The organism is Pelistega sp. MC2 (assembly GCF_900099475.1).
GTDB classification, from domain to species: Bacteria; Pseudomonadota; Gammaproteobacteria; order Burkholderiales; family Burkholderiaceae_B; genus Taylorella; species Taylorella indica.
Window position 1 is genome coordinate 296,690 of record NZ_LT628276.1, and the last position, 26,277, is coordinate 322,966.

General features: G+C 36.6%; 24 protein-coding genes and 3 tRNA genes. 15 read left to right on the plus strand and 12 right to left on the minus strand.

Annotated elements, in window-relative coordinates; all coding sequences use genetic code 11:
* Nucleotides 1-4 precede the first annotated feature (4 nt).
* The 4 genes from BQ4443_RS11715 to BQ4443_RS11730 are packed head-to-tail and all read right to left on the minus strand — an operon-like array spanning nt 5 to nt 3,819.
* Complete coding sequence (locus BQ4443_RS11715; RefSeq protein WP_071059226.1) at nt 5-991, minus strand: ABC transporter ATP-binding protein; 987 nt, start codon at nt 989-991, stop codon at nt 5-7.
* Nucleotides 992-993: 2 nt separating this feature from the next.
* Nucleotides 994-1,917 (minus strand): ABC transporter permease, encoded by a 924-nt coding sequence (locus BQ4443_RS11720; RefSeq protein WP_023951605.1) that lies wholly within the window; start codon nt 1,915-1,917, stop codon nt 994-996.
* A 1-nt stretch (nt 1,918) separates the two neighbouring features.
* Nucleotides 1,919-2,848, minus strand: a complete 930-nt coding sequence (locus tag BQ4443_RS11725; protein WP_023951603.1) for an ABC transporter permease — start codon at nt 2,846-2,848, stop codon at nt 1,919-1,921.
* A gap of 2 nt (nt 2,849-2,850) precedes the next feature.
* Nucleotides 2,851-3,819 (minus strand): ABC transporter ATP-binding protein, encoded by a 969-nt coding sequence (locus BQ4443_RS11730; protein ID WP_071059228.1) that lies wholly within the window; start codon nt 3,817-3,819, stop codon nt 2,851-2,853.
* A 95-nt stretch (nt 3,820-3,914) separates the two neighbouring features.
* On the opposite strand from BQ4443_RS11730, the gene BQ4443_RS11735 reads away from it, so the two are divergent.
* Nucleotides 3,915-4,847, plus strand: coding sequence for a pseudouridine synthase (locus BQ4443_RS11735; protein ID WP_071059230.1), 933 nt, complete (start codon nt 3,915-3,917; stop codon nt 4,845-4,847).
* Between the two features lie 22 nt (nt 4,848-4,869).
* Here the strand turns inward: BQ4443_RS11735 and BQ4443_RS11740 are convergent, their stop codons facing one another.
* Nucleotides 4,870-5,628 carry a metallophosphoesterase family protein gene (locus BQ4443_RS11740; protein WP_023951599.1) on the minus strand — a complete coding sequence of 253 codons (759 nt, stop codon included), beginning with the start codon at nt 5,626-5,628 and terminating at the stop codon, nt 4,870-4,872.
* Nucleotides 5,629-5,754: 126 nt separating this feature from the next.
* Nucleotides 5,755-6,513, minus strand: coding sequence for a Rossmann-fold NAD(P)-binding domain-containing protein (locus BQ4443_RS11745; RefSeq protein WP_071059232.1), 759 nt, complete (start codon nt 6,511-6,513; stop codon nt 5,755-5,757).
* A 122-nt stretch (nt 6,514-6,635) separates the two neighbouring features.
* Between BQ4443_RS11745 and BQ4443_RS11750 the strand changes: the two genes are divergently transcribed.
* On the plus strand, nt 6,636-7,499 hold the full coding sequence (locus BQ4443_RS11750; RefSeq protein WP_023951597.1) for an NAD(P)H-hydrate dehydratase: 864 nt from the start codon (nt 6,636-6,638) through the stop codon (nt 7,497-7,499).
* On the opposite strand, the gene BQ4443_RS11755 is transcribed toward BQ4443_RS11750, so the two are convergent.
* The 4 genes from BQ4443_RS11755 to dnaA all read right to left on the minus strand — a co-directional run bounded on the left by BQ4443_RS11755 (nt 7,482) and on the right by dnaA (nt 13,351).
* Complete coding sequence (locus tag BQ4443_RS11755; protein WP_023951595.1) at nt 7,482-8,015, minus strand: gamma-glutamylcyclotransferase family protein; 534 nt, start codon at nt 8,013-8,015, stop codon at nt 7,482-7,484. The genes BQ4443_RS11750 and BQ4443_RS11755 overlap by 18 nt on opposite strands.
* 90 nt (nt 8,016-8,105) lie before the next feature.
* Complete coding sequence (gene gyrB, locus BQ4443_RS11760) at nt 8,106-10,550, minus strand: DNA topoisomerase (ATP-hydrolyzing) subunit B (RefSeq protein ID WP_023951593.1); 2,445 nt, start codon at nt 10,548-10,550, stop codon at nt 8,106-8,108.
* A gap of 96 nt (nt 10,551-10,646) precedes the next feature.
* Complete coding sequence (dnaN, locus tag BQ4443_RS11765) at nt 10,647-11,759, minus strand: DNA polymerase III subunit beta (protein WP_031274683.1); 1,113 nt, start codon at nt 11,757-11,759, stop codon at nt 10,647-10,649.
* A gap of 2 nt (nt 11,760-11,761) precedes the next feature.
* A complete protein-coding gene (gene dnaA / locus BQ4443_RS11770) occupies nt 11,762-13,351 on the minus strand; it encodes a chromosomal replication initiator protein DnaA (RefSeq protein WP_071059234.1) in 1,590 nt (529 codons plus the stop codon).
* Nucleotides 13,352-13,787: 436 nt separating this feature from the next.
* Between dnaA and rpmH the strand changes: the two genes are divergently transcribed.
* The 6 genes from rpmH to BQ4443_RS11810 all read left to right on the plus strand — a co-directional run bounded on the left by rpmH (nt 13,788) and on the right by BQ4443_RS11810 (nt 18,611).
* Nucleotides 13,788-13,922 (plus strand): 50S ribosomal protein L34, encoded by a 135-nt coding sequence (rpmH, locus tag BQ4443_RS11775; RefSeq protein WP_023951589.1) that lies wholly within the window; start codon nt 13,788-13,790, stop codon nt 13,920-13,922.
* 42 nt (nt 13,923-13,964) lie between these two features.
* The gene (gene rnpA, locus BQ4443_RS11780; RefSeq protein ID WP_023951587.1) at nt 13,965-14,324 is read left to right on the plus strand and encodes a ribonuclease P protein component; all 360 of its coding nucleotides are present in this window, start codon (nt 13,965-13,967) and stop codon (nt 14,322-14,324) included.
* A complete protein-coding gene (gene yidD, locus BQ4443_RS11785) occupies nt 14,324-14,569 on the plus strand; it encodes a membrane protein insertion efficiency factor YidD (protein WP_371128789.1) in 246 nt (81 codons plus the stop codon). The genes rnpA and yidD overlap by 1 nt, the downstream gene beginning before the upstream one ends.
* A 71-nt stretch (nt 14,570-14,640) precedes the next feature.
* Nucleotides 14,641-16,290 (plus strand): membrane protein insertase YidC, encoded by a 1,650-nt coding sequence (gene yidC, locus BQ4443_RS11790; RefSeq protein ID WP_071059236.1) that lies wholly within the window; start codon nt 14,641-14,643, stop codon nt 16,288-16,290.
* 955 nt (nt 16,291-17,245) lie between these two features.
* Nucleotides 17,246-17,458: a hypothetical protein gene (locus BQ4443_RS11800; protein ID WP_071059238.1), complete on the plus strand. Its 213-nt coding sequence runs from the start codon at nt 17,246-17,248 to the stop codon at nt 17,456-17,458.
* A 74-nt stretch (nt 17,459-17,532) separates the two neighbouring features.
* A protein-coding gene (locus BQ4443_RS11810) for an IS3 family transposase (RefSeq protein ID WP_176752480.1) occupies nt 17,533-18,611 on the plus strand; the annotation gives its coding sequence in 2 pieces (ribosomal slippage) (nt 17,533-17,794 and nt 17,794-18,611; 1,080 coding nt in all).
* Nucleotides 18,612-19,020: 409 nt separating this feature from the next.
* Here the strand turns inward: BQ4443_RS11810 and BQ4443_RS11815 are convergent.
* The gene (locus BQ4443_RS11815; protein ID WP_023949573.1) at nt 19,021-19,449 is read right to left on the minus strand and encodes an HIT family protein; all 429 of its coding nucleotides are present in this window, start codon (nt 19,447-19,449) and stop codon (nt 19,021-19,023) included.
* A 265-nt stretch (nt 19,450-19,714) separates the two neighbouring features.
* Nucleotides 19,715-20,881, minus strand: coding sequence for a methionine aminotransferase (locus tag BQ4443_RS11820; protein ID WP_071059242.1), 1,167 nt, complete (start codon nt 20,879-20,881; stop codon nt 19,715-19,717).
* 283 nt (nt 20,882-21,164) lie between these two features.
* Here BQ4443_RS11820 and mnmG point away from each other — a divergent pair, with 283 nt between their 5' ends.
* The 7 genes from mnmG (at nt 21,165) to BQ4443_RS11855 (ending at nt 26,228) form a co-directional block, all read left to right on the plus strand.
* Nucleotides 21,165-23,060, plus strand: a complete 1,896-nt coding sequence (gene mnmG, locus BQ4443_RS11825) for a tRNA uridine-5-carboxymethylaminomethyl(34) synthesis enzyme MnmG (RefSeq protein ID WP_071059244.1) — start codon at nt 21,165-21,167, stop codon at nt 23,058-23,060.
* A gap of 13 nt (nt 23,061-23,073) precedes the next feature.
* Nucleotides 23,074-23,733: a 16S rRNA (guanine(527)-N(7))-methyltransferase RsmG gene (gene rsmG / locus BQ4443_RS11830; RefSeq protein ID WP_071059245.1), complete on the plus strand. Its 660-nt coding sequence runs from the start codon at nt 23,074-23,076 to the stop codon at nt 23,731-23,733.
* A gap of 1 nt (nt 23,734) precedes the next feature.
* Entirely contained in the window at nt 23,735-24,517 is a 783-nt protein-coding gene (locus tag BQ4443_RS11835) for a ParA family protein (protein WP_023953054.1), read from the plus strand.
* Nucleotides 24,514-25,467: a ParB/RepB/Spo0J family partition protein gene (locus BQ4443_RS11840; RefSeq protein WP_071059246.1), complete on the plus strand. Its 954-nt coding sequence runs from the start codon at nt 24,514-24,516 to the stop codon at nt 25,465-25,467. The genes BQ4443_RS11835 and BQ4443_RS11840 overlap by 4 nt, the downstream gene beginning before the upstream one ends.
* 452 nt (nt 25,468-25,919) lie before the next feature.
* Nucleotides 25,920-26,005, plus strand: a tRNA-Tyr gene (locus tag BQ4443_RS11845).
* A 65-nt stretch (nt 26,006-26,070) separates the two neighbouring features.
* Nucleotides 26,071-26,144: transfer RNA gene (locus tag BQ4443_RS11850), tRNA-Gly, on the plus strand.
* Between the two features lie 9 nt (nt 26,145-26,153).
* A tRNA-Thr gene (locus tag BQ4443_RS11855) sits at nt 26,154-26,228 on the plus strand.
* Nucleotides 26,229-26,277: the final 49 nt, after the last annotated feature.

The window sequence follows — 26,277 nt, forward strand, 5'->3', positions numbered from 1 at the left end:
TTTACTATACGTTACACTGAGTCCGAGAATCTTGCAACCAGCATAAAACCGTATGTTCCTCTGTTAATACACTAAGCTCCGGGGGTATTTCCTTACAAACCCTCATAGCTTTTTTACAACGTGAAAAAAATCCACAACCTTTAGGAGGAGCAAATAAATCGGGGGGATGACCTTCAATTGGCTTTAAACTATCTTTTTGCATATCCAATCGAGGAATAGATGCCAACAACCCCTGTGTATACGGATGTTGAGGATGATAAAAAATATCTCTTCTATTTCCTGTTTCAATACACTGACCGGCATACATTACTGCTATCGTATCTGCGATCTTGGCTACAACACCTAAATCATGAGTGATAAGAATGATTGAAACACCTGTTTGCTGTTGAATTTTTTCGAATAATTCTAATACCTGTGCTTGAATTGTCACATCTAGAGCAGTTGTAGGCTCATCAGCAATCAATAAGTCAGGATCACTCATCAACGCCATTGCAATTACGATGCGCTGACGCATGCCGCCAGAAAACTGATGCGGATACTGTGACAAACGTTTTTCAGGCTCAGCAATACCGACTAAAGTTAGCATCTCACTCGCCTTATCCAACGCATGCTGCTTACTAAGTTTCTTATGCTTCATCACCCCTTCAATCATTTGCTCACCAATAGTGAGGGTGGGATTTAACGCTGTCATAGGATCCTGAAAAATCATAGCAATTCGATTTCCACGGATCGTATTATTTTTCTCTAGCCGGGTAATATCTAGACCATCAAAAATAATTTCTCCCTGAGGAATAAAGCCACTTGGCTTTTGTATTAACCCCATAACGGCATGACAAGTGACCGATTTTCCACAGCCTGATTCACCAACAATCGCTAACGTTTTACCTTTTTCTATGGTCAGGTTTAAATCACGAACAGCCTGAACAATTCCACCATGAACTTTGAATTGAACCGATAAATGTTTAATCGTTAATAAAGGATTTTGAACCATGATTACTTCCTTAACTTAGGATCTAATGCGTCTTGTAATCCATCACCCAACACATTAAATGCAAACATGGTTAAAGAAATACACAAAGCAGGAAAAAATAATTGCCACCATTCACCTGATAAAATAACGCCTAAAGCATCATTTGTCATTACGCCCCATGACGCAAATGGTGCTTGTATACCTAACCCTAAAAAACTTAAAAAAGCCTCTGCAAAAATCGCACTCGGAATGGTTAAGGTCATTTGAACAATAATGGGTCCCATCGTATTAGGAAGTAAATGTTTACGTATTAACCTCCATGGGCTTGCCCCAAATAGGCGTGCTGCAGTAACATACTCATAATTCTTAAGCTGAAGGATCTGCCCTCTTACAATACGAGCCATACTTATCCAGCCAGTAATAGAAAGTGCCACAATAATTGTCAATAAGCTGGGCCCTAACACTACCATTAATAAAATCACAATCAACAGGTAAGGTAAGCCGTACAACACTTCCACAATACGCATCATAATGGCATCGGTACGTCCACCCATTAAACCACTATAGCCTCCATAGATAACACCAATAAAAAAGTCTATTAGCGCTGCCATAAAGCCGACAAAAAGAGAGATCCGTGCACCATACCAAGTCCGTACAAATACATCCCTACCTAAATCATCAGTTCCAAACCAATACTCTGCTGATGGGGGTTGATTTTGAGCACTCAATGATTGTGTTGTGACTGAATGTGTAGATAACATTGGCGCAAAGATAGCCATCAAAATCAGAATAGTTAACATAAACAATCCCAACATGGCTAATTTATTTTTACGTAATCTAACCCATACATCAGCCCAATACGATAAGCTAGGACGCACAATACTTGGGGCGGACTTTCGTTCTTCTACGGTTAAGGGGGTAAACCAATCATTAGGTATTTTTTGCATATTACTCCCCTGCCTTATCTAAACGAATCCGAGGATCTAGCCAACAATAAACCATATCTACCAAAAACAGCATCAGCACTAGCACACTACTATAAAATACTGTCGTACCCATAATAACCGGGTAATCCCGATTACTTATAGAGTCAATAAAATAACGTCCCATACCAGGTATAGCAAAAATCTTTTCAATCACAAAAGTACCAGTCAAAATAGCCGCCATTAGAGTACCTAATAGTGTTACAACGGGCATTAAGGCATTTTTAAGCGCATGTCTAACGACAATTCGCCACATACTCAACCCCTTAGCTTTTGCTGTTTTTATATAATCTTGTGTTAATGTTTCTAACATACTTGCCCTAGTTAGACGTGCAATAACCGCCATTGGTGTTGTTGCCAAGGCAATGACGGGTAAAACCATATGTTTAGGTGTTCGCCATGTTGCTGCAGGAAACCACCCCAAGTTTACTGAAAGCTCTTGTATTAATAATGTAGCTAATACAAAATTCGGAATAGAGATACCAACCACAGCAATTGCCATCGCCGCATAATCAATCCAACCATTATGTCGTAATGCCGCTAGTACCCCTAATGTAATACCCGATAGAATGGCAACAATAATCGCTAATATACCAAGGTGAAAAGAGACTGGAAAACCTCTTTTTAATAACTCAACTACATTTGTATCAGGATTACTAATTGACGGCCCAAAATCTAACGTAAAAATATTGCTCATATAATGTAAGTACTGCACATATAACGGTTGATCTAATTTGTAGAATGCTTTTAAATTTTGCTCTACCGCAGGATTAAATGAACGGTCCGAATCAAACGGAGAACCCGGAATAAAATGCATCAAAATAAACGTTAATGATGCAATGATTAGAATGGTTAATAACATTAAGAGGAATCGTTTAACTATATATTTTTTCATTACTACACCCTCTTATCCATTAGATGACATGCAACATAATGCCTATTGCCATATTCCTTTAACTTAGGTTTTTCTTGATAACACCTATCCATTGCTTGAGGACATCGTGCATGGAACACACAGCCACTTGGTAAATTCATCGCACTAGGTAACTCTCCATGCAACAATACTCGATGACGTTGATCTTCTATATCAGGGTCTGCGATTGGAATGGCAGATAATAACGCTTGTGTATATGGGTGCTGTGGCTTGTCATAAAGCTCATCACTATCCGCTAACTCTACTAAATTACCCAAATACATTACTCCTACCCGATTAGAGATATATTTAACCATTGATAGGTCATGAGCAATAAATAAATAAGTAAGTCCTTTTTCTTCTTGTAATTTTTGCAAGAGTAATACGATTTGGGTTTGTATAGAAACATCTAGCGCAGAAATAGGTTCATCCGCTACAATAAATTTTGGTTCGAGTGCTAATGCTCGAGCAATACCAATACGCTGTCGTTGCCCACCTGAAAACTCATGAGGATATCGATTAGCATGCTCTCTACGCAAACCAACCTCCTCTAATAAGGCATAAATTTTTTCTTCCAGTGCCTTTTCATCTTTATATAAGCCGTGAATTTCTAAAGGTTCAGCGATAATTTCAAATACTGTAGAGCGTGGATTTAAACTAGCATAAGGATCCTGAAAAATCATTTGTGCTTGGCGAATTAAGGCTTTTTTTTCATCTCCTTTGATGGCATGAATATTCTTACCATCAATTAATACTTCACCAGCATCTGGGCGATAAAGACCTAAAATAACTCTTCCTGCCGTAGATTTACCACATCCTGACTCACCTACCAGACCTACTGTTTCGCCTGGAAAGATATCCAGACTGAAGTCACTCAATGCTTTAACCTTTTGATGATGCCCTACGTCAAAAGTTTTACTAATATTTTTAATTGAAACTAATGCTTCAGTCATATTTTTAACGCTAAAATATTTGAAACGTTTATTCTAACTGATTGCCGAAAAGTTATACCCTCTTTTTACCTCAATTCTACTAAGAAAATTACACTATGCAGAAAAACCCTTTACCCGTTAAACAAGGTATTACCGCCAGTCGTTTATACCTACCCAAGGGGCAATGGCATACTCTCTTTGATTTCTTAGTAGAGCGTTTTCCTCATATGTCAAAAGAGATTTTGCTCGAGCGCTTACGTAAAGGGGATATACTCGACAGTAATGGCTTAGCTTATCAAGAAAATAGCCCTTATCCTGCAGAGTCTTGGCTCTGGTACTACCGTGAGGTAGAAAAGGAAGTTGTCGTCCCTTTTGACATGCCTATTTTGTACCAAGATGAATATTTAATTGCTGTCGATAAACCACATTTTCTAGCTAGCGTCCCTGGGGGAAGGTATTTACAAGAGACTGCATTGATCCGTTTGCGCACACAATTAAACAACTATGATATTTCTCCAATTCATCGTCTTGATAGAGATACAGCAGGCGTGTTAATTTTTTGTGTGAATCCTATTTACCGAGGTAAATACCAAAGCCTTTTTCAGTCAAAAATGGTAAAAAAAATATATGAATGTATAGCCCCTTTTTCTGAGCTATTACGCTTTCCATTAATTAGAGAAAGTTATATTGAAAAAAGTTCTAGTTACTTTACTATGCAAGAAAAACAGTTAGATAATAATCTCTTTAATAATAATTGGAATAGTCGCACCGAAATTGAACTAATTCACCATAATGATTATTTCGCTCACTATCGACTCAAACCTCATACAGGCAAAAAACATCAATTAAGAGTACATATGAACGGCTTAGGCTTGCCTATCTTAAACGATGAGTTTTATCCTGATCTTTTACCTGCGAGAAAAGAAGATGATTTTAGTAATCCTTTACAGTTACTTGCTAAATCAATAGAGTTTATTGACCCAATAACAGGCAATCAGCGCTTTTTTGAAAGCCGACAAACGTTAAATGGACTAGAACTTTTTAAATAATTACTCTATCAATAAAAACTAACTAAGATTTGGGATGACAACTTCTGTCTTTTAAGACCGCAACTCTATCTGCAAATTCACCATCCATTTCGCCCGGACGAATCACTTCGCCAGCTAGATTACAAGCACCACGGTAACCAACAGCATAAGCTTCAAAATGCATTCTTGGAAAGTGTGCCTGATAAGCATAAGTATCATGATGATGCCCATGAAAAACTTTTTTAACACCCATCTGCCGAGCTAAACGATCTATCGCATAAAAACCAAACTTATTACAAGAGGGGGCTTCGTGAGTCACCAAAATATCACTCTGCATATTTCTCATCATCATATACGTTTCTGGGAAGATAGAGCTTCTTTGCTTTAAACTTAAACCATTTCGAAAATGAGTCCTAGGATGTGATTTTTTAAAAAATTCTTCTTGAGAATAATAATTCCACTCATCCTTATGCGGTGACCAGATACGTCCTCTAAAAACGCCTCCTAAACCAGCAATTCTAATTCCTGCTATCGTTTCTACACGACCATGTAAGTTCTTATCTTTTAATTGACTTGAGAAAAGATTATCATAATACTCTTCGTTATCGGTATCATGATTCCCCGGAATCCACCAGACATCTGTCAGTTTAATCACATCATGGAGAATTTCATCAAGGGGCTGTGGTGCTTGCAAATCTCCAAGAAATACAATTGCCTTAGGTTTTACTTGCTGCACAATATCTAGGCAGTGGTAAAACCCTCCATGCGTATCTCCGAAGAAAAGAATATCATTTGCTTGCATCAGTCACTCTACTAATCGTTATGTAGGGTATTGTATAACTATCCGATACCTATTGACAAACTAGGACTACGCTAGAAGCTAATTACGCTCTATTTTTATCTAGTAATTTTATTGCTTAGAGATACTTTACATCCCTATACTTGGCACAGGAAAATCATCATAGGCAGTTGCAAAAACTTTACCCGTTATCCGAGAGGTATACTGAAAATCTGCTAATCCAATATTAAGTCGTTTTGCCTCGGCTTGATAAAAATCTTGGCGAGTAGGGTGGTGGGGATTCACGATATGACGAATCAGTTTTCCTTTAGGATTCTTTATAGCATATCGTAAGGCATTCACAACATCTTCCCGATGTACCATATTAACGTATTGTGAACCATTCGGTAGTGATACCTGTTTAGCTAAACGATAAACAGGGTGTCTTTCATCATCAAATAGACCTGCCAGCCGTAATATAGTGATATGTTCAATCTGACTATTTAAAAAAGCCTGCTCTACTTGCGCAATTTTTTGAGCACTTTCCGTCACAGGATAAACTACATCATGTTCCGTATAATGTCCTTCCTGCTGACCAAATACACTACTACTACTAGTATAAATTACGTGATTTACGTTACTTTGCTGTGCATATTGAATCCATTCTCTTAATAGACTGACATATAAATCTGAAGAAGAGGGTGGCAATAAACAGACCCATGTAGAATAATCTGCCCATTGTGATGGAAATTTATCTCCTAAGCTATACGGCATAGCCATAAACTGAGGATGAACAAGATGTGGGTTATATGTTTGATACGTTCCTAGCACAGAACAATTCTCTACTAGCACTCTAGCGAGTGCTGTACCTACATACCCCATGCCAAGTATCAATACTTTTGTTTGCATATTCGCTCCTTTAGTCATATTATGTCTTAAACTAGTGACTTAGTGCCATAGAATTTTTCTAACGTTTAAAATACTTATACTCGTAATATTCATACGCATTACTGGCCTTACTATTTACTATTATGTCTATTGAACAAATGCTCACGTATGCAAAACAACATTTTCCTGCATTAATCCAGCCTCGATCCTTGGATAGCCACAAAGGGTCATTTGGTAGCATAGGTATTATTGGAGGCGCACAAGGTATGACAGGTGCTGCATTGTTATCTGCTAGAGCAGCTCTATATCAAGGAGCAGGGCGTATTTATATTGGCTTTGCCCAACCATCCTTACCTTTTGCTGTTGATTTCAATTATCCTGAGTTAATGTTAAGGACTGCCTCTGATATTTTAAATTTAAACCATATAACTGCATGGGTGATTGGATGTGGACTTGGCGTTGATAATCATTCGTTAGAGATTCTAGAAAAAACCTTAACTCTACATCCATCTATTCCAAAAGTAGTGGATGCTGACGCACTTAATTTGATAGCTAAAAATAATATAGATTTACCACATGAGGAGGGTGATATTGTTATTACTCCTCATCCTTTAGAAGCTTCTCGATTGCTTAATTTATCTGCCATAGATATTCAGAATAATAGAGAAGCGACAGCAAAAGCCTTAGCGACTAAATTCAATGCATGGGTGGTATTAAAAGGATATCAAAGTGTGATTTGCTCACCTAACGGAGTAACCACTCTCAACAACAGTGGTAATCCTAGTTTAGCAACTGGAGGGACAGGTGATGTCTTGGCTGGTATGATAGGTGCTTTAATTGCCCAAGGCATACCTATAGAGCAAGCCGTCCGTGGGGGAGTATGGCTACATGGTGCCAGTGCTGACTATTGCTCACAACATTTCACTCAAGGCCAAATAGGTCTCACTGCGAGTGAGGTTGCCCTCCATGCTCGTACGATTAGGAACTTATTATTTCAAGTGGCCTGAAGCATTATGTGTAGGGGGAATATACCCAGAATGAGTTTTTTCCCATTCCACTACCCCTTGCTCATTCAAAGAGATTCTGCGTCCCTCATGTTTACCAGCACGCATGATATACGTCCAAGCATTTGATAAACCTTCTTCTGTTTTTACCGTAATCAATACTCTTTCGTATAAATTATTTGGTTTGTTTGGATCGAAATCTTCTAATAGATCAATTTGAGGAATCTCTTTTTCAGGAAATTGAAACAACATCAACTCGCCTGCTACCATATCCCAATCACCTCTCGGCTGATCAAAATTCAGTAATTTTCCTTTGTTATTGCCATCCAAACTGTAAGCGGTTGTTCCTCTAGCCTGAATAGATTCGGCAGGGATTTCCATAGCTGGATAGCCAGCATCCAGATCAAATAATCTGCCCCAGCAATACGCCTTTTCAATTTTAATAGCAGTGGCACAGTGGCGAGGATAATTTTGGTAGCCTTTTTTTAGGGTGCCATAAACAAATAAAGGAAAATACATGATAAAACTTCAATATTGCAATGCAACAAAACATTATTGTACAGAGTGCAATCGTAAAGATATATCCGTATTTTCCATAGGTTGTTTAAATCAGACGTCTAGTTCTTCTACGCTGAGCGCATTTGTCTCGATAAACTCTCGACGAGGCTCTACTTTATCACCCATTAAGGTTTCAAAAATTTGATCTGCCGCAATAGCGTCCTCAATTTTTACCTTTAATAGGCGACGAACTTTAGGATCCATTGTTGTTTCCCACAACTGATCAGGATTCATCTCACCTAGACCTTTGTAACGTTGTTTATTTACCGCTGCTTCAGCCATTTTTCTAAGCCAAATAACAACATCACGGAAGTTATCCACATTTTCCTCGTCAAGCTTATCACCTTTAGCGCGATAGACAACTGCTCCCTCAGTAATAAGGCCCTTAAATGTTTCTGCTGCACGTGATAACACACGGAAGTCAGCACTGGCTAGGAATTTATTATTTAATAATGTGATACGCACATTACCATGGTGGATACGGCGTACCACTAGTTGCAACGCATCTGTATTAGGCTCAACTTCTGCCGTTACCGTAACTGCCTTCGGATTACGTTCATCAAATAAAGCTTCTTGTAATGTTGTTGCACTTACTTGTGCGGCCTCTAGCGAAGATAAGTCTATTTTAACCCCTTCACTAATAGCTGTTAGTGTATCCTCATCCATGATTCGAGATAAGCGCTTAATCACTTTGTCAGCAGCAACATACAGATCAAAATATTGATTCAACTCTTCGTCTTTAATTTCTTTATCACCGACTCTTACCCCTGCATTTCTTAGGGCAATTTCTTGCATAAATACAGCTTCCTCTATCTCATCTTTGAGATAACGTTCTGTTTTGCTACCCTTCACTGTTACTTTGTAAAGCGGTGGTTGTGCAATATAAATATGACCTGATTCAACTAATTGCGGTAATTGACGGTATAAGAACGTTAATAGCAATGTACGAATATGAGCTCCATCAACGTCGGCATCGGTCATGATAATAATACGATGATAACGTAATTTTTCTAGGCTGAACGTTTCACCAATTCCTGTGCCCAAAGCGGCAATTAACGTTGTGATAGCATCACTAGCCATCAATTTATCAAACCGTGCTTTTTCTACGTTTAATACCTTACCTCGTAAAGGAAGGATTGCTTGGAACTCACGACTACGACCTTGCTTTGCGGAACCTCCTGCAGAGTCACCCTCGACAATATACAATTCACATTTCGCTGGATCACGTTCTTGGCAATCGGCTAATTTACCTGGCAACGTATTACCAGAAAAGGCACTCTTACGCTCTTTTTCTCGTGCACGACGAGCAGCTTCCCGAGCACGTGCAGCCGAAATAATTTTTTCACAAATAATTTTGGCATCATTAGGGTTTTCTAAAAGCCATGTTTCTAAGGCATTTGCTACCACTTCTTCTACAGGCGCACGAACTTCACTAGACACTAATTTATCTTTTGTCTGACTACTAAATTTTGGCTCTGGTACTTTGACCGATAATACGCAACTTAGTCCTTCACGCATATCATCACCAGAAGTTTCGACCTTATCCCTACCTTTTTTAATCAGTTCGTTATCTGCAATGTATTTATTGAGTACTCGTGTCATTGCTGCACGTAAACCGGTTAAGTGTGTACCTCCATCTCGCTGAGGAATGTTATTGGTAAAGCATAAAACTAATTCGCTATAACCATCATTCCATTGCATAGCAACGTCAACACCCACTTCAGTACCACCCGCACTTGATGAACTAGAAGTATAGAAAATATTATTATTTAATGTATTTTTATTTTCATTGATGTACTGAACAAAGCCTTTTACTCCACCTGAAAACGCAAAATCCTCTTCTTTGCCCTGACGTTCATCAACTAAACGAATGCCAACACCATTATTCAAAAAAGATAATTCTCTTAAACGTTTTGAAAAAATCTCATACGTATATTCAATATTGCCAAAGATTTCCCTATCTGCTAAATATTGAACAGTGGTTCCTTGTTTATCAGTAGCTCCAACTACTTTTAACGGTTCAACTCTTACACCACGATTAAACTCCATTTCATGAATTTTTCCATCACGATAAATGGTTAATTTAAGCCATTCAGATAAGGCATTCACACAAGAAACACCCACACCATGTAAACCACCTGAAACTTTATAAGAATTCTGGTCGAATTTACCGCCTGCATGTAATTCAGTCATAACAATTTCTGCTGCACTACGTCCATGCTCATCGTCCTTATGAATATCTGTTGGAATACCACGTCCATTATCTCGCACAGAAATAGAGTTATCTGAGTGAATTGTCACTACGATTTCATCACAATGGCCTGCTAAAGCTTCGTCAATGGCATTATCAACCACCTCAAATACCATGTGATGCAAACCTGTACCGTCAGATGTATCTCCTATGTACATGCCAGGACGTTTACGTACTGCTTCAAGTCCTTTAAGCATTTTAATAGAATCGGCACCATAGCCTGGAGTATGTGTAGAATCAGTCATAGTAGAGTAACTTTTTAATAAATAATAAACTGACCGTCACTAACTACTCATTGTTTTCGCTTAGTGACGGATGTACGCAGATATTTAATGCAGGTATTAAATACGCAATGGCATAACCACATAACGGAAATGCTCATTATTTGGTAAAGAAATGAGTACTGATGAATTCGATTCTCCTTTGAGAGAAATCACAACGCTATCAGTTTTAGCCATATTAAGTACATCTAGTAAATAGCTAACATTAAAACCAATATCTATTGGGGCACCTGTATAATCAAGTGCTAAATCCATCTTGGCTTCTTCTTGCTCAAGATTAGAGGCGGAAATACTCAATAAATTTTCACCAAAATGCAATTTAATGCTTTTTAGCTTATCATCAGACGCAAGAATCGCTGCTCGCTGTAAGTTTTGTAAAAACTCTTCGCGATTAATTTGTAAATGGATAGAGTAATCTGTTGGAATAACGCGTTTGTAATCTGGAAACTTACCTTCTACCAATTTAGAAATAAGCTCCACATCACCAAAACGAAAACGAATTTGAGAATCAGCAATACTAATCTGAACCTCAGCATCACTATCATCTAGCAAGCGCATCATTTGATCCACCGTTTTACGAGGAATAATAACACTCGCCTCACTATTAACGCTTTCTACTTCTTCTGCCGCATGTGCTAAACGGTGACCATCAGTAGATACTGCACGTACAAGACCTGACTCTAATACTAATAGCATACCATTAAGGTAATAACGAATATCCTGATGTGCCATCGCATAGTGAATCATGTTCAATAAACGACGAAGTGCACTTTGCGTCATCGTAAAATGATGATGCCAATTTTCAATTTCTGGTAATAATGGAAAATCAACGCCAGGTAATGTTTGAAGTGAAAAACGGCTACCAGAACATTGTAAAGTCATTTTCTGATCTTTAACATTGGCACTCACCTGACCAGCGGCTGGAAGTGCACGCAAAATATCCTGTAGTTTACGTGCAGCAACTGTTACTGCTTCCACATCATCACCCACGCCAAAGTTTGCATGGGTAGTGATTTGGATCAGCATGTCATTTGCCACAAAAGCCATTTTATCGCCTTCTTTTTTGAGAAGAACATGCGACAAAATAGGCATTGTTGTTTTCCTCTCCACAATACCAACTACAGTTAGTAGTGGCTTTAGTAATGCATCAGTACTTGCTTGGAATAATTGCATCATTATCCTTTTATGGTTTGTTCTAACACTTTCAATTCATGATTGAGTTGTCGATCAGTCAAACGATCACTAGCAATTTTACTAACCGCATGATGAACTGTTGAATGATCTCGCCCACCAAAAGCCTCCCCTAAATCAGGCAAACTTTGACGAGTTAATTCTTTGGACAAATACATAGCGATATGTCTTGCTCTTACCATACTCGCTTTTCTACTCTTAGAGTATATATCGGATACTCTTATTTTATAAAAATCTGCGACAGTTTTCTGTATATTTTCTACAGTAATCAAACCGTTAGCAACTCGAAGCAGATCTTTTAGGGCTTCTTTGCACATTTCAACAGTAATTTCTTTTTGATTTCTGAACTGTGCAAAAGCAACAACCCTATTTAATCCACCTTCTAATTCACGGACATTACTTTGAATATGCTTCGCAATAAAAAAAGCGGCCTCATCCGTTAAGGTCAGGTGAGAATAATGAGTGTCTGCTTTTTTCAACAAAATTGCTACGCGCATTTCTAACTCTGGAGGTTCAATAGCAATCACTAATCCTGAGTTAAATCGCGTAATCAATCGCGAATCCATTTCTTCTAACTCTCGTGGATATGTATCTGAGCTTATCACCACTTGTTTATTTTTATTGATCATCGCATCAAATAAATAAAAGAACTCTTTTTGCGTTGATCCTTTCTTTGTGAAAAACTGGATATCGTCAATTAATAATAGGTCTAGTTGTTCATATTCTTGCATATCCTGCATGCGATAATCGACTAATTCCCCATTACGCATTCTTTTTACAAAATCCGTATAATACGTCTCAGCATGAATATAACGCATACGCTCATAGCCATATTTATTAAATAATTCATTGCCTATTGCGTGCATTAAATGCGTTTTACCTAAACCAGAACTACCATAAATAAACAAAGGGTTATAACCTTTCTGACCTACGTGTCTCACCACATTCTCAGCTGAGGCATGCGCCATTTCATTAGATTTACCTACCACTAAATTCTCAAACGTTAAATAAGGATTTAAGTTAGTGAATTTATAGCTTTCCTTAACAACCACTTCAAGATTGGGAGTATTGACTTGTGATCTACCTGTAGATAGAGGTTTAGTTTCTTGTTTGGAAATAGAAGGGGGAGTTACGACTACAGTATCATCTTCATTTTCAATACTAACTTCAATACCTGAAATAATTTCAGGCTCAGCGATAGGTTCATGTGCATCGACAGTTGTAACTGAAGAAGTAGGGGCAGTCATAAGCTCTGGTAATTCAGCAGCTTCCTGTTCAGCGCTAGACGAACTAATTGGCTCAACAGAAGTTGTTACAGGTGTTGATGTCGGTTTTTTAATTAAAACTTTAACAATAACATCGTGATTAAAACGATTTTTAATTAATTGCTGAATTTTAGGCGCATAATACTCCGTCGCCCAGCTCTGTTTTAATATACTAGGGGCAGAAATATGAAATTCTGTTTCATCATCATTAAAACCTATAGGCTTTAACGGTAAAATCCATTGCTTTATCTGCTCAGGAGCTAATCCATCTGAGAGATATTCAATACATTGTTGCCAAAATTCTTTCATTTAATCGTAGTGATTTATTGTTATAAAGCAGGCTGTTGACTAACCTTTATTTTAATGTTGACATGCAAGTTTTCGGCTTAGAGCACAAAAAAGCAATAACCTATGCTTGATTATAAATACCTGCACGTTAGCAATATTATTTTATCAACAGTCCGATTTATTGTTTATAAAGTCTGCTTATTTTAACCGATTTCAATTCAACTTACCTTGAACTTACCATCATTTATAAAAGCTATTTTTTTATGATCTTCTATCAATTATTTCTATTTTCTAACTTAAATAAGACACTTTTAGCGAAAATATTAAAATAAAATCAAACACCTATTGACTAAAGTGATTTTTTTTGTTGAAATGTAAGGCTTGCTAAACAATTTTTATAATCTATGGTGCTTTTTAAGCATCTAAATTAACTAAGCTCTTTATTTTTGGGATTATCATGAAACGTACTTTCCAACCTTCAGTTACTCGCCGTAAACGCACTCACGGTTTTCGTGTGCGTATGAAAACACGTGGTGGCCGTGCAGTTATTAATGCACGTCGTGCAAAAGGTCGTAAACGCTTAGCTGTTTAACCCTTTAAATTCCTACTGGATTTATCCAATAGGCTAAAAAGCATGTCAAGCGCCAACTATCCCAAAGAGGCGCGCCTACATAGCCCCTCTGAATTTGCTAAAGTTTTTTCAAATAAACGTGCAATCCGAGGGGTTTTATTTACCCTGCATTTTTGTCCAAATCAACAAGGATATGCTCGTTTAGGTTTGGTTATTGCCAAACGTAATGCTCGTAGAGCAGTCACTCGTGCAACGATTAAACGCGTTATTCGTGAATATTTTCGTCATATTCGGATGCAACTGCCACATCAGGATATTATTTTTCGTTTGCATAAAAATATCCCTTTTTGTTCACTAACTGAGTTAAAAAAAATGGTTAGGCAGGATATAGATATTCTCGTGACAAAATTAGGGGGTAAGTAATGAGCATTTCTGACTTGCTTAAATCAATTCTTATTGCTCCTATACGGTTTTATCGCTTTTTTATCAGTCCATGGACAGGGCAATCGTGTCGATTCACACCAACTTGCTCTATGTATATGATACAAGCGATTGAAACTCATGGATCAGCTAAAGGACTATATCTAGGAATGCGTCGCCTTTGTCGATGCCATCCTTGGTCACCTGGGGGACATGATCCTGTACCTCCTATAGCAAAAAAACCATAAGTTTATCTATATAAGGCTTTTCTAAGGTAAACTTATGACTTTCGTAACCCTGTTTTTTAAGAATAACTTAAATGGATATTAGACGCTCCATCCTTTGGATGATATTTATTTTTTCAGTATTCATGATCTGGAACAACTGGCAAATGTACAATGCGCCAGTAAAGCCAGTCACAACAGCTAGTACTACTAGCACTACTGAACAGCATCCTTCTGCTCCAGCCACAATGGCAGGAAATACCACTGTTCCATCAAACGCTGCAGCAACTCAGCAAGCATCGGAAAAAATTACTGTTTCAACCGATGTATTCAACCTAACTTTTGATACATTAGGTGCTCAATTAGTTCGCGCAGAGTTGGTTAAATATCATGATGCAGAGGACAAAACTAAACCAACAATTCTTTTAGAAAGTGGGGAAAAAACCTATACAGTACAAAGTGGTTTAATTGGCCCTGCTAATTTACAAAAGTCTTATCCAAAACAAGACACTGTATTTACTCTAGTTTCTGACCAAAAAACATTATCAGGTGATACGCTTGATGTGATTTTTAAAGCAGAAGCTGATGGTTTAGAGGTTACTCGGACCTATACTTTAACTAAAGGTAATTATGCTATTGCGGTAAAAGATAATATCGTCAATAAATCTACACAGACACAAACACCATCACAATATTTACAAATCACTCGTGATCATCACGAACCAACTGGTGGTGTTGCCATGGCACCTACTTATAATGGTTTTGCTGTCTATTCCGATGCTGAGCGTTTCCAAAAAGTGACACTTGATGAAATCGAAAAAAACTCGGCGGACTATGTAAAATCAGCACCTGATGGTTGGATTAGTTTTATACAACATTTCTTTGTCACTGCTTGGGTTCCTCAACAAGGCAAAGATCATGCGGTACAAATACGTAAAGCAGGACAAAACCTTTATGCCATAAGTACAGTTGAATCCCTAGGTAATATTGCACCAGGTGCCTCAGCAAATACTGCGGCAACTCTTTGGGTGGGTCCGCAAGATCAAAAAGCATTATCAAAAATTGACCCTACACTTGACCTTGTAGTGGACTACGGTTGGTTAACCTTTTTGGCTCGCCCAATGTTTGCCCTAATGAGTTGGTTGCATAGCTGGATTGGTAACTGGGGTTGGACTATTGTTGTCTTAACTATCCTTATTAAGCTCTTATTATTCCCATTATCTGCAGCTAGTTATAAATCAATGGCGAAAATGAAAAATATTAGCCCACGTATGCAAGCTTTACGTGAGCAATACGGTGATGATCGCCAAAAATTAAATGCTGCCATGATGGAAATGTATAGAACCGAGAAGATTAATCCTCTTGGGGGTTGTTTACCAATCCTATTACAGATACCAGTATTCTTGACCTTATATCGCGTGCTATTAGCAAGCGTAGAAATGCGCGGAGCTCCTTGGATTGGTTGGATTACTGACCTTTCAGTACATGACCCATATTACATCTTACCTGCTATTATGATGGCGACTATGTTCTTCCAAATGAAGATGAATCCTACGCCACCAGATCCAATGCAAGCACGTATTATGATGATTATGCCATTAGTATTTGGTGCTATGATGTTTATGTTCCCAGCAGGTTTAGTTCTATACTGGGTAGTAAATAACATCTTATCAATTATTCAACAATGGTTTATTACTCGTAATTTAAATAAAGCGGCTAATGAAGAGATATTAACTCATCGTTGATATTGTCATATTCCCTTAGCAATTAGCACATGAGCCAGACCTTAGGGTCTGGCTTTTCTATGATAAACTGAAAAATAGAAGAACGAGTAAGAAATCTTATGTTTAAAACCGTAAAGGCTGCCTAGGATTTTATTAAAATGGACACTTTTTTCTTAATAATAGGTTGTGGAATGTTAGTCCTTATAGGGCTGTTATTTTTATTTTTTTTACTTCCCCCGCTATTATATCTTCTAATCATCATGGCACTTCTTGGTCTACCACTTTATTTAGGGATAATATTCACTTGGTGGTATTTATTACTGTATATCCCTGTTTTTTATTGTTTAGATTTTTTAACTAGATATATGAAATCACCTTTTGAATAATGATATTTTTGTACCTACTATAAAGTAATAAAACACTGCTAATCAATTTTTATCTTTTTATTTTAGAAAATTTCTACTGTTTTATAACAATACTTATCTTCAGCATAAATCCTATCTTCATTCTATACTTTATTTGAATCTAATAAAAAATAATACTGTTTTTTCTAATAAAGTAAAGGGTGATAAAAAATAAATGATAGCTATTAAAAAGAAGGCTTTTTTAATTACAACGTTCATGTCGCAATGCTTATCGACGATGGTAATTCTCCATATGTATACATTGCTTGTACACCTGACTTTACTACGTATAACAAACAATGATGTTAAGGATGATTGTGTGTTATTCGTTTAAATACTATTTTAAATAGTCTCACAAATAAAGGAGAGCTATATATCTTAACTTGTGAATGCGATGACCCTGAAGATGTTGGTATCACAGGGTTTATAATTATATCTAGTACAAATACTTCTACTGCATTGACTCTGAATATAAACGATTACGAAGATATTATTAGACTAGAAAACTTCACGGAAAATATTCAATTAAGTTTAATTTTTGATAAACACCAATACACTGAAAAATTATAGCTATGGTTCATGATATTCAACAAAAAATTCGTGAGGGAATAGCATTAAGATCATTATCTAAAGAAAACTTTACACGTAGCTATAAATCCTTTGAGATAGCAAAAGAAATTTGTGATAAATACCCCAATATTCTCTATTTTGACGTTGAAGAAGTTTTTCCTAATAATTATACAACTGAGGATATTTTAAATATAAATATTAAGGATAAGAGGTAATACTCCCCTAAAATCGAAACACCGATGAGTGGAAAATTTCGTTAAACTATTTGTTAAATTTAAAGGAATTTTTCATGCGTAGAAAACAATTTACCGAGCGACAAATCTTATCTATTTTTAAACAGCATGAGAGCGGCGTGAGCGTTGCTGATTTGTGTCGTGAGCACGGCATGAGCCAATCTGCTTTTTACAAATGGCGTAGCAAATATGCCGGCATGGACTCGTCAATGCTCAATGAGCTAAAACGCCTACAGGAAGAGAATGCGAAGCTTAAGAAGCTTTACGCTGAGGAGCGGCTAGTTTCCGAGGCGCGAAAGGAGCTACTTGAGGGAAAGTGGTAAAGCCATCGCTACGAAAAGCGATGGCAAGAACACTTGTATCACGTCAAGGCTTTGCTGTCAGGTTAGCTTGCCGAACGGTGGGTATTAGCACATCAAGTTATTACTATCAAAGTAAAGGAAAGGCTGAGGACGAGCAGATTGTCGATTGCTTGATTAAACTTACCCAAGCCAATAAGCGCTGGGGCTTTAAGCTATGCTTTTTCTATCTTAGAAATGTCCAAGGCGCTGTTTGGAATCATAAGCGTGTTTACCGCATCTACAAGGAGTTAGCATTGAACTTACCTATTAAACCTCGTCTACGCCTTCAACGAAAGCAGCCAGCGCCACTGGCTGTGCCCACAGCTGCTAATCAGGTATGGTCAATGGATTTTATGAGTGATGCACTAGCCGATGGCCGTAGACTACGTTTATTGAACGTCATTGATGATTTCAACCGAGAAGCGTTAGCCATGGATGTTGCCTTATCTATTCCGAGCGAGCAGGTGATTCGATACCTAGAGCGCACAATTGAGCAGCGTGGAAAGCCTAAAGAGATACGAGTTGACAATGGTCCTGAGTATATCTCAGAACGACTGATCTCATGGACTGAAAGTCAAGGCATTCGTCTGAACTACATTCAGCCAGGCAAGCCCTATCAAAATGCCTATATTGAGCGATTTAACCGAACTGTCAGGGAGGAGCTTTTAAATATGTATATCTTTGACTCATTGGAGCAAGCTGAGTTGCTAGTCACCCAATGGCAATGGCAGTATAATAACGTACGGCCTAACATGGCTATAGGAGGTGTACCCCCGCGACTTAAAGCGGCTTAAAATCCATATCATTCCACTAAAAGGTGTTCCTAAAAATGGGGGTCATACAAAGATATTCTCTTAGTAGTGGTTTAATTTGATGCGTTTAATCTAAATACCGTTATAGATATTAGTAAGTATTGATTTACTCTATTTACTACAGTAATTATTATACTCTTTAGCTTCTAAAATAATGTTGATCGCTGATGATATTTTATATTTAAAGCTTTATCAATTTCAGATAGTAAAATTACATATGATATTTATTCAGATGTGAATTTATTTATTTTTTTAAAGGAACAATAAATTTATTATTTTGTTCAATGTATCATCACTCTAGTCATTAAAAGAATAGTTTTTTAATATCTTATTTTTACTAAATAGAATATTTTCATATCCTATTTAGTTTAAATTTGAACTAATTTAATAATTAATTATCTAACTCTTGCTTTAGTTGTTCTGCTAAAGCTTTAATTTCTTCCATATTTCCCGGTGTATGAGAATGTTTTGCTACTGTTTGACCAATATAATGTGGTACTAAGTGAAAATGAACATGAAATACTGTTTGGCCAGCACATTCATGATTAAACTGAGAAATAACAAGGCCATCTGCACCTGTTACTTTCATGAGAACAGGTGCAATTTTCTTAGCTGTTGCAATACAAGCCTCTGCAGCTTCCTTAGATAAATCAAAAAATGTAGGGGCTGGCTCTTTCGTCAATACAAGAAGATGCCCCTTTGTCTGCGGCATAATATCCATCATAGCAAATGTTTTATCATCTTCATAAATTTTAAATGAAGGTAATTCTCCTCGCAAAATTTTAGCAAAAACGTTATTTTCATCATACTGAATAGACATAATAATTTCCCTCATTTAATTTATTTAGGTAAAACTATAACAAATAAAAGTAAAAGTTCAAATAGAATAATTTAGTTGATACTATGTTGAAAAAATTTGAATAAATGTATTTTCACTATAGAAAATAAAAGTTATTCTATTCAATTAAATTTTAATATTGATACTAATCAAAAGAAATAACTGCTATAAGATCTTATTTTTAAAGATAAAATAGCAGTTATTCTAGTTATCCACAGAGTATTATTATTTTTATTAATTAAATATATTAAATAGCTATAAGTCTATTAATAGCTTCATTTAAAGTAGCATCGTATTTAGCAAAACAAAAACGAACTAAATAATTATTTGCTTCTTCGCTAGTAGAATCTTTATAAAAAGCAGAAACAGGGATCAATCCAACTTTATGTTTTTTAGTGAGTTCAGTCACAAAATCGTATTCTGATTGCCTTGATATATCCGAATAGTTTGCTAATAAGAAGAAAGTACCATCACTTCTAATAGGTTTAAATTTTGTTTTTAATAAACCGTTATAAAGTAATTCGTGTTTTTCTTGATAAAAACTGGCTAAATTAATATAGGTAGAAGAATCTTTCATAAATTCGGCAAGAGCGTATTGCATTGGGGAGCATACTGTAAAAACCATAAACTGATGTATTTTTCTAAATTCATTACTTAATGCCTTGGGTGCACAGCAATAGCCAACTTTCCAGCCAGTTGTATGAAATGTTTTACCAAATGAAGAAATGACGAATGTTTTAGCTGAAATAGCCGGACGAGAGGATAGACTTAAAAAAGGCTTATTATTAAAAACAATATGTTCATATACTTCGTCAGCTAATATTAAAATATTATGCTTATCAAGAATACCTTCTAAAATATTTAAATCATTTTCTTTAAGTGTAATTCCTGTAGGATTATGAGGAAAATTTAGAATAAGTAATTTTGTTTTTTCAGTAATAGCTGATTCAACCCTTTCCCAATCAATACTAAAAGATTCCCCTTCATTTTTTGGAGCAGTTAAAGGCACAAAAATAGGCGTACCTCCTGCTAAACGAATGCTAGGAACATATGAATCATAACAAGGCTCTAATACAATAACTTCGTCGCCTACGGATACAGTGGCAAGAATAGTAGCCATAATAGCTTCAGTTGCTCCATTAGTAACTGTAATTTCAGTTAAAGGATCATATTTTGCCGCATATAGAGTAGACATTTTTAAGGCTATTTCTTCTCTTAGTGGAGCAACACCAGGCATATATGGATATTGGTTATAACCATCTTTCATCGCTTTATCAACTAAAGCAATTAATTTTTCGTCAGGATTAAATTCAGGAAAACCTTGACCTAAATTTATCGCTTTTTGTTCTGCGGATAATTGGCTCATTATGGTAAAAATGGTTGTACCAACATCAGGAAGTTTAGAATTAAGCATAGCAAACCTTTTAATTATTTAATAATCACTGTTAGGTAAGTGTAGACTAGTTTTCCTTTGAAAACAATTATATTATTAACAAATTATCTAACCTTTATTCATAAGATATTCACAGAGTTATCCACAAATTGTTCCACGTGGAACATTAATAAATTCTATAAAAATTAAAAAGTGATATTTTGTTTTAATAAATTGGGTAAATTAAGCAAAGAATGTTAAAATAGCGAAAATGTTCCACGTGGAACAACTTCATAATATCTTCTTTGTTCATCAAATCTAATTCATGAATTATCCAGACGAATTTGACGTCATTGTAGTGGGTGGCGGTCATGCTGGTACTGAGGCGGCATTAGCGGCTGCTCGGACTGGCTCAAAAACTTTATTATTAACACATAACATTGAAACCTTGGGTCAAATGTCATGTAATCCTTCTATTGGTGGGATTGGGAAAGGGCATTTGGTTAAAGAAATCGATGCTTTGGGTGGTGCAATGGCGCTTGCAGCAGATGAAGGGGGGATTCAATTCAGAATATTGAATTCATCAAAAGGTCCTGCAGTTAGAGCTACTCGGGTGCAAGCCGACAGGTTGCTATATAAACAAGCAATTAGAAGTAAGTTAGAAAATCAAGAAAATCTTTATCTATTTCAGCAAGGTGTTGATGATTTGATTCTAGAAGAAGATAAAGTTGTTGGTGCTGTAACGCAAATTGGTTTAAAGTTTAGATCAAAAACGGTTGTATTGACAGCAGGTACTTTCTTAAATGGCTTAATTCATATTGGGCTGCGTAATTATTCGGCTGGGCGGGCAGGTGATCCTCCTTCAATAAGTTTGGCTCACCGCTTAAAAGAAATGAATTTACCTCAGGGAAGGTTGAAAACAGGTACTCCTCCACGTATTGATGCCAGAACAATTGATTATTCTAAACTTCAGGAACAACCGGGCGATACTAACCCAATACCTGTATTCTCATATATGGGTAATGAGTCAATGCACCCTAAGCAAGTATCTTGCTGGATTACTCATACAAATTTAAAAACTCACGATATTATTCTAAATGGATTAGATAGATCACCTCTCTATACAGGTGTAATTGATGGTGTGGGTCCACGTTATTGTCCTTCTATCGAAGATAAAATCAAACGATTTGCTGATAAAGAATCTCATCAGATTTTTTTGGAACCAGAAGGGTTGCTAACGAATGAGATATATCCAAACGGCGTATCTACTAGTCTTCCATTTGATGTCCAATTAGATCTAATACATTCTTTGCCGGGCTTGGAAAATGCACATATTTTAAGGCCTGGATATGCTATTGAATATGATTATTTTGATCCTAGAGGCTTAAAAGCAAGTCTAGAAACAAAAGTGATAAAAGGTTTATTTTTTGCTGGTCAAATTAATGGAACCACTGGTTATGAAGAAGCTGCTGCACAAGGACTGTTGGCAGGGCTAAATGCGGCTCGTTATGCCAAAGATCTTGAGCCGTGGACGCCTAGACGTGATCAAGCTTATCTTGGTGTGCTGGTTGATGATTTAATTACCAGAGGAGTTACTGAGCCTTACCGTATGTTTACATCTCGTGCTGAATATCGTTTAAGCTTGCGAGAAGATAATGCTGATTATCGTCTCACTGAAATTGGTCGTAGCTTAGGTTTAGTTCCAGATGATCGCTGGGATGTATATTGTAGGAAGCGTGACAACATTGAAAAAGAAATTCAACGATTACAAAGCATTAGAGTAAGTCCTCGTACATATCAAGAAGAAGATGCTATAGCGGCATTTGGTAAACCTCTCGAACGTGATTATTTGCTTGCTGATTTGTTGAAGCGCCCTAATGTTACTTATGATCAGTTATTAAGTTTGCCTTCAGAAAATAATTATTTACCAGAAACTGTTTTGTCAAAAATGGAAATTGAGCAAGTGGAAATTCAATTGAAATATGCGGGTTACATTGCTCGACAGCAAGAAGAAGTTAGCAGGCATATGAATAATGAAAACCAGAAAATTCCTTCCTCGATTGATTATGATTCAATGACAAATCTTTCTTTTGAAGTAAGACAAAAATTGAAAGAACATCGTCCAGAAACAATTGGTCAAGCAAGTCGAATTTCAGGGGTAACTCCTGCTGCAATTTCTTTATTATTAATTCAATTAAAACGTATGCAAACTACAGTTTAAAGATTTGTATATTATGGATGATATTTTAGAAAGGCTTGAATTAGGCGCAAATGCTTTGGGTTTAGAGTTATCGGAACAGCAAAAGCATCATTTAATGGAGTATATGGAATTATTGCTTAAATGGAATAAAACCTATAATCTCACTGCGCTTAAGACTAAGCAACAAGTATTGGTTCATCATATTTTAGATAGTTTATCTGTCGTTAAACCCATCAGGCAATTATTTGAATTAGATCAAACTATTCGAATTTTAGACGTAGGGTCTGGTGGTGGATTGCCAGGTGTTGTTTTGGCGATAATGAATCCTACTTGGCTGATCGAATGTATTGATGCTGTTGAAAAAAAGACTAGTTTTATTACTATGGTTGCTGGTATCTTAAAGTTACCTAATCTGAAGTCTAATCATATTCGTATTGAGAATTATGATATAGAACCAGTGGATATAGTTATCTCTAGGGCATTTGCATCACTTGCTGATTTTGCTAATCTAGCAGGTAAGCATGTAGCTCCTCATGGGGTATTATTAGCGATGAAGGGACATTATCTGGAAGAAGAAGTACAAGAGTTAAGAGAAAAGACTTCATGGCGAATTGAAAAATGCATACCTATCACCGTTCCGCAATTAGAAGCAGAGCGTTGTTTAATCTATCTACGACACGTTAAGGAAGACTAAGTTGGCTAAGATTTTTTGTATTGCAAATCAAAAAGGTGGTGTGGGTAAAACAACCACAGCGATTAATCTTGCAGCTAGTTTAGCTGCACATAAGAAAAAGGTATTGTTGATTGATCTTGATCCTCAAGGGAATGCAACAATGGGGAGTGGTATTGATAAAAATACTGTTAAAGCGACTATTTATCAAGTTCTCATTAATCATGCAACTGTAGAAGAGGCGAGAGTACGCTCTGAAACAGGAAACTATGATGTATTACCTGGAAATAGAGAATTATCTGGTGCTGAAATTGATTTAGTTAATTTGGATAATCGTGAGCACCAACTCAAAAATGCATTGGCACTAGTAGATTCGCAATATGATTTTATTCTTATCGATTGCCCGCCAACATTATCCTTGTTAACATTAAATGGACTTGGATCCGCACATGGTGTAATTATTCCTATGCAATGTGAGTATTTTGCGCTTGAGGGTTTGGCTGACTTAGTCAGTACAATTAAGCGAGTGCATAAGAATATAAATCCAGAATTAACTCAAATAGGTATTCTTCGAGTCATGTTTGATCCTAGAATAACTCTGCAGCAGCAGGTTTCGGAACAGTTAGTCGCACATTTTAAAGAAAATGTGTATAAAACTATTATTCCAAGAAATGTTCGTTTAGCCGAAGCTCCAAGTCATGGAATACCGGGCATTATTTATGATAAATCTTCGCGTGGCGCTAAATCTTATGAAGCATTTGGTGCTGAACTTATTAAACGTGTAAAAGCAATGGATAAAAAACAATGAGCGTAACTAAAACAAGTAAAGCATCAAAAACTGTAGCTAAAAAAGTTGCAACAGCCAAAAAACCTCAAAAAGGATTAGGAAGAGGTTTGGAAAATCTACTTGGTGAGGACAAGGACGTTTTTGATGCATTGCAAAACAAGCCGAGTGCTGAAACAAGTAAGTTAGCATTGGATGTGTTACAAGCAGGTAAATATCAACCTAGAAGCCATATGGACGAAACGGCTTTAATAGAGCTAGCAGACTCCATTAAAGAACAGGGGTTAATGCAACCTATTTTAGTTCGTCCTATTGCAAATGGTCGCTATGAGATTATTGCTGGAGAGAGACGTTATAGAGCAGCAAAATTAGCTGGATTAACAGAAGTCCCCGTATTAATCAAAGATGTTAGCGATCAAAATGCTGCTATCATGGCGCTTATCGAAAATATGCAGCGTGAGGACTTAAATCCATTAGAAGAAGCAAGAGGAATTAAAAGGCTTATTGATGAATTTAAGTTTAGCCATGAAAAAGCTGCCCAAGCAATTGGTCGTTCTCGGTCATTAACGACTAATCTATTACGTTTATTAAACCTAGCTGCTCCAGTTCAAACAATGCTTAATGCTGGCGATATTGATATGGGGCATGCTAGAGCATTATTATCCCTAGATAATGCTCAGCAAATTATCGTGGCAAATCAAGTTCACGCAAAACAATTATCGGTTAGAGAAACCGAGAAATTAGTTAATAAAATTCTAGCTGGGGAAGAAGCTAAACCAGCAACTAATAAAAAGAAAGCTGTTAATAGAGATTTAGATCGTTTACAAGAAAATTTATCTGATTATTTAGCCACAACTGTTAGTTTTAAAATGGGCAAAAAAGGTAGTGGACAATTGATTATTGACTTTAGTAATAGTGAACACATTAATTCTTTACTAGAAAAAATGGGTTTATCAAGTGTATTTGATGAATAGGCGTTGTTGTTCTCTCATCGCTTTTACATCGGGATATATGGTAAATAAAGTTCTCATATTTACTTAACCCGATGTAAAAAGTAGTAGGGAACAACACATGCTGAAACTTGGAAATACTCAAAATGATTTTTATGATTTATTAATGATTATCAATATACATAAAGTCTATAGAAGTGGGCTGGAAGTTTAGAGACAAGTGGTATTCGTAAACAAGTTATTTTTTTAGGCATTTAAACAACTAATAAACTATTTAAAAAGATGAAAATAGAATAATTAAAAGAATATTGAGAAGTGTTTATTAAAAAGGCTTGTAATTTTTGTGAAATTTGATAAAATTTCATTCTTGCAACAAAAATACAACACAAAATTTTGTTCGCATCCCATATATGAGGATTTCTTACAAGCTTCTTGACAAGCTATAGAAATCAGTTCATAATCTCAAATTCCTTTGGGGTAGAGTGCCCGAGTGGCTAAAGGGGGCAGACTGTAAATCTGTTGGCTAGCGCCTACGTTGGTTCGAATCCAACCTCTACCACCAATTTGTTTATTTCCTAAAGTAAATTTTCATATTTAGTTTATAAATAAATTAGGGCTTAGAATTTTGCGGGCGTAGCACAATGGTAGTGCAACAGCCTTCCAAGCTGATGACGAGGGTTCGATTCCCTTCGCCCGCTCCAAATTAACTTGCCCATGTGGCTCAGTGGTAGAGCACTCCCTTGGTAAGGGAGAGGTCGCGGGTCCGATTCCCGCCATGGGCACCAGAGCAAGTTTTCATTATTCATTAATTTCCACAAAGACATTTTCAGGAGT